The organism is Flaviflexus equikiangi, assembly GCF_014069875.1.
GTDB classification, from domain to species: Bacteria; Actinomycetota; Actinomycetes; order Actinomycetales; family Actinomycetaceae; genus Flaviflexus; species Flaviflexus equikiangi.
In genome coordinates this window covers 2,025,375-2,038,176 of the sequence record NZ_CP059676.1, presented here as the reverse complement: position 1 = coordinate 2,038,176, position 12,802 = coordinate 2,025,375, and the positions used below count along the sequence as shown (strand labels likewise).

The 12,802-nt window shown below is 64.8% G+C and carries 9 protein-coding genes; 8 read left to right on the top strand and 1 reads right to left on the bottom strand.

The window, feature by feature from the left end; genetic code table 11:
* The first annotated feature begins 5 nt into the window (after positions 1-5).
* A complete protein-coding gene (locus H2O75_RS09375) occupies positions 6-1,640 on the top strand; it encodes a formate--tetrahydrofolate ligase (RefSeq protein ID WP_182171294.1) in 1,635 nt (544 codons plus the stop codon).
* Between the two features lie 89 nt (positions 1,641-1,729).
* Here the strand turns inward: H2O75_RS09375 and H2O75_RS09370 are convergent, their stop codons facing one another.
* On the bottom strand, positions 1,730-2,281 hold the full coding sequence (locus H2O75_RS09370) for an HdeD family acid-resistance protein (protein WP_182171292.1): 552 nt from the start codon (positions 2,279-2,281) through the stop codon (positions 1,730-1,732).
* Between the two features lie 183 nt (positions 2,282-2,464).
* Here H2O75_RS09370 and ppdK point away from each other — a divergent pair, with 183 nt between their 5' ends.
* The 7 genes from ppdK (at position 2,465) to H2O75_RS09335 (ending at position 12,789) form a co-directional block, all read left to right on the top strand.
* A complete protein-coding gene (gene ppdK / locus H2O75_RS09365) occupies positions 2,465-5,182 on the top strand; it encodes a pyruvate, phosphate dikinase (RefSeq protein WP_182171290.1) in 2,718 nt (905 codons plus the stop codon).
* A gap of 313 nt (positions 5,183-5,495) precedes the next feature.
* Complete coding sequence (locus H2O75_RS09360; protein ID WP_182171287.1) at positions 5,496-5,951, top strand: ribose-5-phosphate isomerase; 456 nt, start codon at positions 5,496-5,498, stop codon at positions 5,949-5,951.
* A gap of 124 nt (positions 5,952-6,075) precedes the next feature.
* A complete protein-coding gene (locus tag H2O75_RS09355) occupies positions 6,076-6,324 on the top strand; it encodes a ferrous iron transport protein A (protein WP_182171284.1) in 249 nt (82 codons plus the stop codon).
* On the top strand, positions 6,321-8,324 hold the full coding sequence (gene feoB, locus H2O75_RS09350; protein WP_182171281.1) for a ferrous iron transport protein B: 2,004 nt from the start codon (positions 6,321-6,323) through the stop codon (positions 8,322-8,324). The genes H2O75_RS09355 and feoB overlap by 4 nt, the downstream gene beginning before the upstream one ends.
* On the top strand, positions 8,321-8,551 hold the full coding sequence (locus H2O75_RS09345) for a hypothetical protein (RefSeq protein ID WP_182171278.1): 231 nt from the start codon (positions 8,321-8,323) through the stop codon (positions 8,549-8,551). Before feoB ends, H2O75_RS09345 begins: the two co-directional genes overlap by 4 nt.
* 40 nt (positions 8,552-8,591) lie before the next feature.
* Positions 8,592-11,450, top strand: coding sequence for an FAD-binding and (Fe-S)-binding domain-containing protein (locus H2O75_RS09340; RefSeq protein WP_182171275.1), 2,859 nt, complete (start codon positions 8,592-8,594; stop codon positions 11,448-11,450).
* Between the two features lie 46 nt (positions 11,451-11,496).
* A complete protein-coding gene (locus H2O75_RS09335; RefSeq protein WP_182171272.1) occupies positions 11,497-12,789 on the top strand; it encodes a hypothetical protein in 1,293 nt (430 codons plus the stop codon).
* Positions 12,790-12,802 lie beyond the last annotated feature (13 nt).

The window sequence follows — 12,802 nt, the reverse complement described above, 5'->3', positions numbered from 1 at the left end:
GAGGCATGACGCATCCCCAGCCCATTGCCGATATTGCCCGCTCGATCGGGATTCCCGATGAAGCACTGCTGAGGTACGGACACGACAAGGCGAAAGTGGATCTGGAGTGGCTCGCGTCGCTGCCGCCTCGGCGATCGCGCCTCGTCCTCGTCACGGCCATGTCCCCCACGCCGGCCGGTGAGGGGAAGACGACCACGTCGATCGGCCTGGCCGATGGTCTGCGGGGACTGGGGGAGGAGGCTGTTCTCGCCCTTCGGGAACCCTCGATGGGGCCCGTGTTCGGGATGAAGGGGGGAGCGACTGGGGGTGGGCGAGCCAGGCTCCTGCCAGAAGACGATATCAACCTCCATTTCACCGGTGATTTCGCGGCGATCGCTGCGGCGAACAACCTCCTCGCCGCACTCGTCGACAACCATATCCACCACGGCAACGCACTGGACATCGATCCGCGTTCCATCGAGATTCGCCGCGCCATCGACGTCAATGACCGTTCGCTCCGCCACATCGTCACCTCTCTCGGCGGGCGAAGCAACGGGGTTCTCGCGGAGACCGGGTTCGACATCACGGCGGCCAGCCAGATCATGGCTGTCCTGTGCCTTGCGGAATCCCGCGATGATCTGCGGGAAAGGCTCAGCCGCATCGTCGTCGGCGAGAGATACGACGGCGGCGAAGTGACTGCTGCCGAGCTCTCTGCCGCTGGGGCTCTCACGGCGATCCTCAAGGATGCTCTCGCCCCCAACCTGGTCCAAACCCTCGAAGGAACCCCCGCATTCGTCCACGGGGGCCCCTTCGCGAACATCGCCCACGGCTGCAACAGCGTGCTGGCAACGAGAGCCGCACTCGCGACAGGGACGATCACGATCACCGAAGCGGGCTTCGGTGCGGACCTCGGCGCGGAGAAGTTCATCGACATCTTGTGCAGGCAGTCGGGGCTGCGGCCCGATCTGTCCGTCGTTGTCGCAACCGTCCGGGCCCTGAAATATCATGGAGGGGTGCCCGTCCGTGACGTGGCGGCAGAGAATGTCGAGGCGCTCCGGGCGGGGGCGAGCAATCTCCTCCGCCATGTCGAGAACCTCAAGGATGTCTTCGGCCAGAACGTTCTCGTCGCTCTCAACGCCTTCGACACGGATACGCCGGCAGAGCTCCAGGCGGTGGCTGATCTTCTCGAGCCCCTCGGGGTGAGAGCCGTGACCAGCACCCACTTCACTGACGGGGGAGCCGGTTCGATCGATCTTGCCCGTGCCGTCCTGGCCGACCTCGAGAAGCCGAGCGAGACGACATTCTGCTACCCGGAAGACGTGTCCCTTGCCGAGAAGGCGCACCTGGTCGCCACACGGGTGTACCGTGCCGGCGCAGTCTCATGGTCGAAGGGGGCACGGAGGAAGCTGCGGGGGCTCGAGGAGCGCGGCTACGGACGGCTGCCGATCTGCATCGCCAAATCCCCCTACTCCTTCGCCGCTGAGAAGCTCATGGGGGCACCGAGCGGACACACGCTACCGATCACGGACGTGCGGCTCTCCGCGGGTGCAGGATTCGTCGTCCTCATCGCGGGCTCGGTGATGACGATGCCGGGGCTTCCTGCACATCCGAATGCTGTCGACATCGACGTCGCGGACGGTGTGCTCACAGGCCTGCAATAGGGGGAAGGTGCCGCATGTGCACCGTCTTGACGCATAGAGAAGTGGGCCGGTGAAACCGGCCCACTCATCAGAGTTCCTTGGTGCTGCAGTTACTTCCTCGGTGCTTCGTCGCCCGGGAGGATGCTCTTGAGAGACCAGCCGATCGAGGCCATGAGGCCGCCCCAGAGGATAGCGCCGACACCGATGGTGATCGCGATAGCGGCCACGCCGGTCCACGGCTTGATGATGACGAGGATGCCGGCAAGGGCCATGATGATGCCGCCGATGAGGGGGAGGGTCCACTGGTCGGTGCGGTTGCGGATGCCGTAGCCGGCGAGAGCCGTGGCGACACCGATGGCGAGAGCCCAGATACCCATGATGGTGACGAGGAGTTCAGCAGCCGAATCGGTTGCCGCGAGAGTCCAGATCGCGAAGACGATGAGGACGACACCTGTCGCGCCGAGAGCGATCGAACCGGGACCCTCGGACTTGTAGGCGGACCAGACGAGGCCAGCGCCCTGCACAATGAGAAAAATTGCAAAGAGCATCAGCAGGAGGGAAATAGTTGTCCCCGGCATGATGATCGCCAAAAGGCCGAAGATGATGGCGGCGATTCCGCTGGCAAAGGGAAGCCACCAGGAGCGAGATAGGAACGAGAACATGGGCGGAACCTCTCTGATTAGTATGAGTTCACTTTAGCGCGCGTCAGTGTCAATCACTATTTTCCGTTGGCATTCCGGGCCAAAATGATCGTTGGGACCAAAGTCACAACACGGGTGGGTCGCAAGTGTTACCGTCATTCGTGACGTACTACACATTACGGACAGGTCCAACGGAGGATACTGATGACGAAATATGTCTTTGCCTTCACCGAAGGTGACAAGGACAAGAAGGATCTTCTCGGCGGCAAGGGCGCGAACCTTGCAGAGATGATGAAGCTCGGAATTCCGGTACCCCCGGGGTTCACCATTACGACGGAGGCCTGCCGCGCCTACCTCGCCCAGGGCTCCTCCCCGGACACCCTCGGTGTCGAGGTGACGACCGCGCTCCGGCAGATGGAAGCGGATATGGGCAAGAAGCTGGGCGATCCAGACGACCTGCTTCTCCTGTCAGTCCGCTCGGGCGCGAAGTTCTCCATGCCCGGCATGATGGAGACAGTGCTCAACATCGGCCTCAACGATCAGTCCGTCGAGGGCCTGGCACGCAAGTCGGGCAACCCTCGCTTCGCGTGGGATTCCTACCGCCGACTCATCCAGATGTTCGGCAAGACCGTCCTCGACATCGACGGCGACTACTTCGCCGATGCTCTCGATGCTGCGAAGGACAAGCGCGGCGTCACCCAGGACACCGAGCTCGATGTCGACGCCCTCAAGGAACTCGTCGACGTCTACAAGGACATTGTCGAACGCGAGACGGGTGTTCCGTTCCCGCAGACCCCGCGCGAGCAGATGGACAAGGCGATCGAGGCCGTCTTCCGCTCGTGGAACACGGATCGCGCGAAAATCTATCGGCGCCGCGAGCGCATCCCCCACGATCTGGGCACCGCAGTCAACGTCCAGGCGATGGTGTTCGGCAACATGGGAGAAAAGTCGGGTACCGGTGTGTGCTTCACCCGTGACCCATCGACGGGCCACACGGGCGTCTACGGAGACTACCTCGTCAACGCACAGGGTGAGGACGTCGTCGCCGGCATCCGCAACACCCTGCCGCTCGATGCTCTCAAGGAACTCGACGAGAAGTCCTACAACGAGCTCATGGCCAACCTCCACACGCTCGAAACCCACTATCGGGACATGTGCGATATCGAGTTCACGGTCGAAGAGGGCAAGCTCTGGCTCCTGCAGACCCGCGTCGGCAAGAGGACCGCGTCCGCCGCGTTCCGCATCGCATCGCAGCTCGTCGAGGAGCGCCTCATCACCCGTGACGAGGCCCTGACCCGCGTCAACGGCGAACAGCTCACCCAGCTGCTCTTCCCCCAGTTCGATGACGAGGCCGAGAAGATCACCCTGACGAAGGGCATGGCAGCATCTCCGGGTGCGGCCGTGGGTGAGATCGTCTTCAACAACGCTGAAGCGGTCGCGAGAACGAAGGCCGGCGCCGACGTCATCCTCGTGCGCCGCGAAACCAACCCCGACGATCTCGAAGGCATGGTCGTCGCCTCCGGCATCCTCACCGCTCGCGGCGGCAAGACCTCCCACGCTGCCGTTGTCGCGCGCGGCATGGGCAGGTGCTGTGTCGTGGGCGCCGAAGAGCTCTATGTCGATGAGTCGACCGAGACCGTGACCATTCGCGGCTCGGATCGCGTGCTCAAGGCGGGCGATGTCATCGCGATCGATGGCACCTCCGGCTACGTCTACCTGGGCGATGTTCCCGTCACTCCCTCCCCTGTCTCGATCTACATCGAAGAGGGGCTCGAGGCCGGCATCGCAGCCGCTCACGATGACGAGACGAAGGAGCTCGTCGCCGCCGTCGACCTGCTCCTCACGCACGCCGACAAGCGTGCACGTCTCAAGGTGCGGGCCAATGCGGACGCGCCGGAGGATGTGGCGCGCGCCAGGAAGTTCGGTGCCACCGGCATCGGCCTCTGCCGCACGGAGCACATGTTCCTCGGAGATCGGCGCCAGCTGATCGAGACGGTGATTCTCGCCGAGACGCCCGAAGAGCAGAATGCGGCCTTCGAGGCGCTGAGCCCGCTGCAGCGCGGAGACTTCGTCGGCATCCTCGAGGCGATGGATGGTCTGCCGACCACGATCCGTCTCATCGATCCCCCTCTCCACGAGTTCCTGCCCGACATCACCGACCTGACGGTCAAGATCGCCGTCAAGGAGGCCACCGGGGTCGAGGTCACGGAGAAGGAGCGGAAGCTTCTCAAGGCTGTTCGAGAGCAGCACGAGCAGAACCCGATGCTGGGCTTGCGCGGCGTGCGTCTCGGCCTGAAGATTCGCGGCCTGTTCGGACTGCAGATCCGGGCAATCGCGGAGGCCGCGGCGGATCGGATCGAGGCCGGTGGGGATCCCCGCCCCGAGATCATGGTCCCGCTCGTGGGCTCTGTTCGAGAGCTCCAGATCATTCGGGAAGACGCTGAGGAGATCATCGCCGCCGTCGAGGAGAGCAGGGGCGTCACGCTCAACATCCAGATCGGTGCGATGATCGAGCTGCCGCGAGCGGCCATGACAGCGCACTCGCTGACCGAGGAGTCGGACTTCTTCTCCTTCGGCACGAACGACCTGACCCAGACGGCGTGGGGCTTCTCCCGCGACGACGTCGAGTCCACGTTCTTCAACGAGTACTTCGACCTCGGCGTGTTCGGCGTCTCGCCGTTCGAATCGATCGATGTGCGCGGTGTCGGCAAGCTCGTCGCCGTGGGCGTCGAGAAGGCTCGATCCGTGAAACCCGACATCAAGTGCGGTGTCTGTGGCGAACACGGAGGCGACCCGCAGTCGATCCACTTCTTCGACGCTGTCGGACTCGACTACGTCTCCTGCTCCCCGTTCCGCGTGCCTGTCGCACGCCTGGAAGCGGGCCGCGCAGCGGTCAGCAACGAATCCCAGCCCTGGGACTAGTTCTCCGATGATGGGGCGGCACGAACGTGCCGCCCCATCATGCTGCACATCACCAAACGTGAGCGTCCGCGAGAGACGATCGCACTCCTGATTAAAAAGCCAGGTCACGCGTTTGCAGGAAGGACCCTGCGGGGGTTTCGGAAGTGATATGTCTCGACGTGACGGTCGGCCGAGGGGATAGTCTTGACCTAAGCAGTCGTGGTGAACGCGGCTGCGGAGAGTACGGAGACGACGAGCCGCGTCGGCGGCGCAGGCACCCGGTCGATCCTGGTCGGCCACCCGGCGTTTCCGACACCATCGAAAGGAAAAGAACATGGGTTTTCGCGTTGTTGTTGCCGGCGATATCGCCGGAGTGAATTACAAGGATGCCATCAAGGCTGACCTCGAGAACGACCCCCGGGTGGATGAAGTCATCGACGCCGGCGTCAAGCAGGGCGAAGATGTCGACTACCCGCACGTCGCCGTCAACGCTGCCCGTATGATCGCCGAAGGCAAGGCCGACCGCGGCATCTTCGTCTGCGGCACGGGCATGGGCGTGGCGATGGCAGCGAACAAGGTGAAGGGCATCCGCGCCTCCACCGCACACGACTCGTTCTCGGTCGAGCGCCTCGTGCTCTCGAACAATGCCCAGGTTCTCTGCCTCGGCGAACGCGTCATCGGCAAGGAGCTCGCTCGCCGTCTCGCCAAGGAATTCCTCAACTACGAATTCGACGAGACCTCAGCATCGGCCGCCAAGGTCGACGCGCTCTGCGCCTACGAAGAGGACTGAGCCTCGTTCAACAGAGGGCGGGTGGCTGGTGCAGCCACCCGCCCTTCTTGTCCCGTCCGACCTCACACGCCTGGGCAGACTAAGGTCCCTCGCGGGGTTGGTTAGCCATACCTAACCTTGAGGTATGAAGCTCAGCTCTTGGCCCGCCAATCAGCAGGCCCGCGTCGTCTCCTTAGGGATCGAATCGGGGCGCCTGCGGGCACGCGAACTCGGTCTGCGTCCGGGTGCGATCATCCGAGTCACCCAGCGAACCCTGTTCGGGGGCACTGTCCTCGATATCGACGGTGGGCGTCTCGCCCTCGACAGGGCTGCAGCTGCCAGAATCCACGTGGAACCCTGTGACGGTGTTCCCATGCCGAAGGCGATCTCATGACCTGCTCCCACTGCGGGCCGAGCTCCGGTGCCCCCACTCTTGTCGGCAGCCCTCGGATCCTTCTCGTCGGCAACCCGAACGTTGGAAAGTCCACGCTGTTCAATCGTCTGACAGGGGCGCGCCAGGATATTCGGAATGCTCCGGGCACGACGGTGGACCTCTCGACCGGCGGGTGGCGTGCGTTCGGCAGTCAGCTCACCGTCGTCGACTCCCCGGGCACGTACTCGCTGCTTGCTCGTTCCGCGGACGAGCAGGTCGTCACTGAGCTCCTGACGGGTGATATTCAGGTCGAGGGTGGGAAGCCCGACCTTGTCGTCGCCGTTCTTGACGCGACTGCGCTCTCCCGCTCCCTCTACCTCCTCGGCCAGCTGTCTCGTGTCGGCCTGCCCGTTATCGTTGCCCTCTCCATGGTCGACGTGGCGCGCGCCGAAGGCGTCGAGATCGATACCGAGACGATGTCGAGCGTTCTCGGTGTTCCCGTTGTCGCCATCGATCCCCGTCATGGTCTCGGGCTCGAGGATTTGGCTGGCGCGGTGCGGACAGGCCTCGATGTGTTGCCTTTCCTGATCGGCCCGGATGCGAAGGCGTGTACGTGCGCTGAGGGTGGGGACTGCTGCGGCTCGACGCAGGCGGCGGATGCGACGACGCTCGCGGAGCTTCTCGAAGATGCTGACGACGTGTTCGCCTGGGTGGAGGTGGTCTCCTCCCGTCTCGGTGCGAAGCGCCCCCGTATCGACACGACGTTCTCGGACAGGGTGGACCGGGTCCTCCTCAACCCGGTCGCCGGCATCCTCATCCTGCTCGGCGTGCTGTGGGGCCTGTTCCAGCTGACGACGAGCGTGGCCGCTCCCGTCATGGAGTGGGCGGAAGGTTTCGTCGGCGGCCCCGTCACCGACTGGGCTCTCGCATTGACGGGCGCTCTCGGCCTGTCGGACACATGGGTCGAGTCCCTCCTCATCGACGGCATCCTTGCCGGCATCGGCGTCGTGCTGTCGTTCGTGCCTCTCATGTTCATCATGTTCTTCGCACTCGCACTGCTTGAAGATTCGGGATACTTGGCGAGAGCGGCGCTTCTCGCCGACCGCCTCATGCGGTCCATCGGGCTCGATGGTCGCGCCGTCCTGCCTCTGATCGTCGGGTTCGGGTGCAACCTGCCTGCGCTCGCGGCCACCAAGACTCTCCCGAACGCCGCGCACCGCACCGTGACGGCGCTTCTCGTGCCGCTCACATCCTGCGCGGCCCGGCTCACGGTCTACATTCTTATCGCCGCGACGTTCTTCCCGAGCCATGCCGGAACTGTCGTGTTCGCGATGTATATCGGTTCCGTCCTCCTCGTGATCGCCGGTGGGCTTCTCCTCAAACTCGTGTTCTCAGATGATACGAGCGCGGACCCGCTGTTCCTCGTCCTGCCCGCCTATCAGAAGCCGGGCGTGACGACCGTCTTCCTGTCTGCTGCCCGCCGGGCGCTTGCCTTCCTCAAGGGCGCGGGCGTCACGATTGTCGTCATGCTGACGATCATGTGGGGCCTCATGGCGATCCCCGTGACAGGCGACCACGATCTTGCCGATGTTCCGGTCGAGGATTCGCTGTACGCGGAGGTCGCCCAAACGATCGCCCCGGTGTTCGCCCCGGCAGGATTCAACGACTGGCATGCGTCCGCCGCACTCCTCACCGGAATCGTGGCAAAGGAAACTGTTGTCGCGGCGCTTTCGCAGTCCTACCAGGTGGACGAGCCGGAAGAGAACTCGTATGAGGATGCTGAGGGCTCGGACCTGGGCGAGAGACTGCGGGCCGATTTCGATGATGCCTCCGGCGGGCATGGTCAGGCGGCGGCACTCGCTTTCCTCGTCTTCGTCCTCGCCTACACGCCGTGCGTGGCAACTCTGGCTGAGCAGAAGCGGATATTGGGATGGCGGATCACGGCCGGAGCATTCGGCGCCCAGCTCGTCCTCGCCTGGCTCTTGGCGGTTGCCGTCTTCCAGATCGGATCACTCCTGTGAAATCACGGGTCATGTCGGCTCTCCTGGGCGGCGGGAGTATCGAATCGATGGCGCGCACCGCATCGGTCGATCCCGAACTCGTGAGGCTCGCCGTCGACCACAGGGAACGTCTCGGGGCGCCGACGGTGTCCGGATGTGGGACGGGCACGTGTGCTGCTATCGCCCCCGCGGACGTCCTTCCGGCAGGCTGCCGGGGGTGCCCCCTCATGAGTGTCCGAAGGATGTAGCTCCCAGGTTCACGAGCCCAGCATGTGCCACACTTGACGCATGACAACGACACAGGTTGACACGATCGCGACCCGCCTCTCGGGGCTTATCTCGGGAGAGGTCGAAACCGGGATCCGCCGACGGGCTGAGTATGCGACGGATGCGTCGAACTATCGTGTCGTCCCCCAGATTGTCGCGTTCCCCTCGTCCTCGGACGATATCGTCACCGCCCAGAACTTCGCACGCGAAGAGGGCATCCCGTTGACCATCCGCGGGGGAGGCACCTCGATCGCGGGCAACTCGATCGGGACTGGCCTCGTGCTCGACCTGTCCCGTCATCTCACCAACGTCATCTCGGTCGATCCAGAGGCCCGCACGGCACGTGTGCAACCCGGCACGATCCTGACGACGCTGCAGAAAGAGGCGGCACGCCACGGGCTCCGCTTCGGCCCCGACCCATCGACATCCAACAGGGCGACGATCGGCGGAATGATCGGCAACAATGCGTGCGGGCCGCACGCTGTCGCCTGGGGGAAGACCGCCGAGAACGTCATCAGCCTCGACGTGATCGACGGACTGGGGCGCCGGTACACGGCAGAGAAAGGCTCCTCCGTTGCCGGACTGACGGAGCTCGTCGACTCCCATCTCGCCCAGATCCGGACACACTCCGGCAGGTTCTCGAGGCAGGTCTCCGGCTACTCTCTCGAACACCTCCTGCCGGAGAACGGCCGCGACCTGGCCAAGTTCCTCGTGGGCAGCGAAGGCACCCTGGCAACCGTTCTCGAAGCGGAGGTCGCCCTCGTCCCCCTCGCATCCGGCACCACCCTCATCGTCCTCGGCTACGAGGACATGATCCGGGCCGCCGACGCCGTCCCCGCAATCCTCCCCCTCAAGCCCCTCGCGATCGAAGGGCTGGATCGTCGGCTCGTCGACATCGTCGAGCGGGCACGCGGGGGAGTGCCCGAGCTTCCGGCCGGAGGCGGCTGGCTCATGGTCGAGGTCGGCGCCTTCGAAGGGGAATCTCCCGATATCGTCGCCGATCGCGTCCAATCCGTTCTCGCCGTCGCGGGCACGACCTCGTACCGGATCGCTCCGCAGGGCCCCGAATCGGCAGCACTGTGGAAGATTCGCGCCGACGGTGCGGGGCTCGGGGGACGGTCTCCCCGCGGCAGGGAGGCATGGCCGGGCTGGGAAGACTCCGCGGTGCCGCCGGAGCACCTGGGCGCCTACCTGCGGGATATGACGGCAGTCATGTCCGATCACGGGGTGGACGGGATCCTCTACGGGCACTTCGGCGACGGCTGCGTGCACGTCCGCATCGACATGCCGCTGTCCGATCCGAGCGGCGTTCCGAAGACGCGGGCGTTCCTCGAAGACGCAGCAGACCTGGTCACCTCCTACGGCGGTTCCCTCTCGGGCGAACACGGTGACGGCAGGGCGCGCTCGGAACTGCTGAGCCGCATGTACAGCCCGGAGATGATGACGCTCTTCTCCCACGTCAAGAACCTTTTCGACCCGGGCAAGACCCTCAACCCCGGCATCATCGTCGATCCCGATCCTCTCGACGCGAACCTTCGCAGGCCCTATGCCCGCCCGATTCCGGGCGGCGGGACGACGGGGACCGGCTTCGCCTTCTCCGAGGACGGAGGAGACTTCACAACCGCCGTGCACCGGTGCACGGGCGTCGGCGCCTGCCGTGCCGACACGAGGGCGAACGGCGGCTTCATGTGCCCCTCCTACCAGGCCACGAAGGACGAGAAGGACGTGACCCGCGGCCGTGCCCGTATCCTCGAAGAGGTCGCGAACGGACAGCTGATCGCCGACTGGGGCTCCGAAGAGGTCTTCCAATCCCTCGACCTGTGCCTGGCATGCAAGGCGTGCTCGGCTGACTGCCCGAGCGGGGTCGACGTGGCGCGATACAAGTCCGAAGTGCTCTACCGCGCCCACAAGGGCAAGATCCGCCCGAAGCTGCATTACCTACTGGGCCAGCTGCCGCGATGGACGAAGCTGGCCACGCTCGTGCCCACGGTCGCGAAGCTTGCGAACGCAGCCATGTCTGTCGCCCCTGTGAAGAAGACGGTGTTCGCGCTCGCGGGAGTGGACACGGAGAGGACGATGCCGTCCCTCGCGACTCGCAGGTTCTCCCGCTGGGCATCCGCCGCCGGCCTGTCCTCCTCGGCTGGAAATCATGCAGCGAAGTACGTCATGCTGTGGGCGGATTCGTTCTCGGAGACTCTCGATACCGATGGTGCGCGCGCCATGGTCGAGGTGCTCGAACGTGCCGGCTACACGGTCCTCGTCCCGAAGAAGCCCGTGTGCTGCGGGCTGACCTGGATCACGACGGGCCAGTTGGACGGGGCGAGACACCAGCTGGAGGGGCTTCTCGCCGAGCTGGCTCCGTTCGCCATGAACGGGATCCCGATCGTCGGAGTCGAACCCTCGTGCACGGCCGTGCTCCGCGACGATCTTCCCGAGCTCCTATCGGAGGACCCGCGGTCTCGCCTCGTGGCCGACAACACGTACACGTTGGCCGAGATCCTGCTGGCGCCGGCACCGCTCGGTCCCGACCGCCTCGTCCTGCCCGACCTGACAGGCACGACAGTCGTGGCCCAGCCGCACTGCCATCACTATTCGGTCATGGGTTGGAAGACGGACGCGGAGCTCCTGTCCCGTACCGGGGCAGACGTCGTCGAGCTGTCCGGATGCTGCGGCATGGCGGGGAACTTCGGGATGGAGAGGGGGCACGCAGATATCTCCCGCAAGGTGGCGGAGGGGGCGCTCCTGCCAGCCCTTCGCGACCATCCGCACGCCGTCTTCCTGGCAGACGGCTTCTCCTGCCGAACCCAGGCCGAGAGCTTGGCCGACCGTCACGGTGTTCACCTTGCGACGCTGCTTTCCGGCGGACTCCCAGAAAGCTGATGTATCCTGGGACGTGTATGTTCGCGGCTCAGATTTAAGGTGAAGTATGCCCGTCTTCTCGCTGGATAATGGCCGGCTCAGCCCGGCTCGACCCTCCCTCACTCATCGTGACGAGATCATCCGCGAGACGCTCATGGCGGTCCGTGACCAGGTCGTCGAGCTGATCTATCGCCCGATCTTTCCCGTGGCGTGGCTGACGGAGACGAGCCGTCTCGCGGACCAGACCCGCCACACCTCCCTCGTCGCCCTCGATCCGACGGGGAAGACCGTCACGGTCGACGTGGTCGAAAGACTCGACTCCGAAACCCTCATGGCATCGCTGGCGCGTGCGTCTCGCCACGAGGAGATCCCATCCGGGCGAATGTCGGGACTCTACCCTCGCGGTCTCGCAGCGTTCCGGAAGGACTGGCAGAGCTTCCTCGACTCCTGCCCGCCGGGACTGGAGGACCATCCGCGTCTCATCATTCTCGCAGTGACAGTCGAGGATCAGGTCCGGGCGGCTCTCGACACGCTTGTCGGTGCCAGCATCGATGTGCACAGGATCGACCTTCACGAATCCAGGGCAGGGATCCTTGTCTCTCTCGAACAGGTCCGCCCCCACGAGGCATCCTTCCTCGCCATCGGACAAGAGCTGCGCCGGGGCGAGATCGCGCCCCCGCCGCATCCGTCCGACACTGCCGCGACAGCGCCGGATTCGGTGGAAGAGGCGGTTGACAGTCCCGCCGATAAGCAGGACGAGACGACTGAGAGCACGGAAGGAAACGACGGTGTCGTGTTCGTCAGCCGTGCGGGTGACCCCCTCGACGATGTCTCCCGCCACGCGCAGCCCGAGGAGAACGTTCGTGATGAGGGTGACGACGAGGCCCCGGCGGCAGCGAAGAGGGGCGCCCACAGCGCCGCTCGTGATAGTTCGAGCATCCAGGCAGAAACAGTATCGAATGCAGACCAGGTCGAGGACGATCCGGAACCAGAGTTCACGTTCCATTCCGTCGGTTTCACTGCCGACGGGACGGGCATTGATGCCGCGCCGGACGTCGATCTGCTCACGGGAGAGAACGATGATGGGGCGATCGAGCTTCCAGAGGTGGAATGGCCGGAACGTCCGAGCGAGCTGCGCGCCATCGCCTCCCGCATCGGAGAGCAGACCCTGACGTTCAAGTCTCTGCGCCGCAGAGTGAACGCGTCGGCACGGCTCACGTCGGCCGGTGAGATCGTGCTGGAATCGGGAGAGCGCTTCACGGATCCCGATCATGCAGCATCCGCGGTTGCGGGGCGCCGCATGGACGGATGGAAGAACTGGCGCACCGAGGGCGGCGCACGTCTGGGAGATCTCCGCTAGGAGAGAGCCTGGC

Bases quoted from the DNA above. Each gene is read 5' to 3' on its own strand.
- feoB (WP_182171281.1), top strand. From the start codon at position 6,321: ATGACCTGCTCCCACTGCGGGCCGAGCTCCGGTGCCCCCACTCTTGTC.
- H2O75_RS09360 (WP_182171287.1), top strand. From the start codon at position 5,496: ATGGGTTTTCGCGTTGTTGTTGCCGGCGATATCGCCGGAGTGAATTAC.
- H2O75_RS09340 (WP_182171275.1), top strand. From the start codon at position 8,592: ATGACAACGACACAGGTTGACACGATCGCGACCCGCCTCTCGGGGCTT.
- ppdK (WP_182171290.1), top strand. From the start codon at position 2,465: ATGACGAAATATGTCTTTGCCTTCACCGAAGGTGACAAGGACAAGAAG.
- H2O75_RS09335 (WP_182171272.1), top strand. From the start codon at position 11,497: ATGCCCGTCTTCTCGCTGGATAATGGCCGGCTCAGCCCGGCTCGACCC.
- H2O75_RS09355 (WP_182171284.1), top strand. From the start codon at position 6,076: ATGAAGCTCAGCTCTTGGCCCGCCAATCAGCAGGCCCGCGTCGTCTCC.
- H2O75_RS09370 (WP_182171292.1), bottom strand. From the start codon at position 2,281: ATGTTCTCGTTCCTATCTCGCTCCTGGTGGCTTCCCTTTGCCAGCGGA.
- H2O75_RS09375 (WP_182171294.1), top strand. From the start codon at position 6: ATGACGCATCCCCAGCCCATTGCCGATATTGCCCGCTCGATCGGGATT.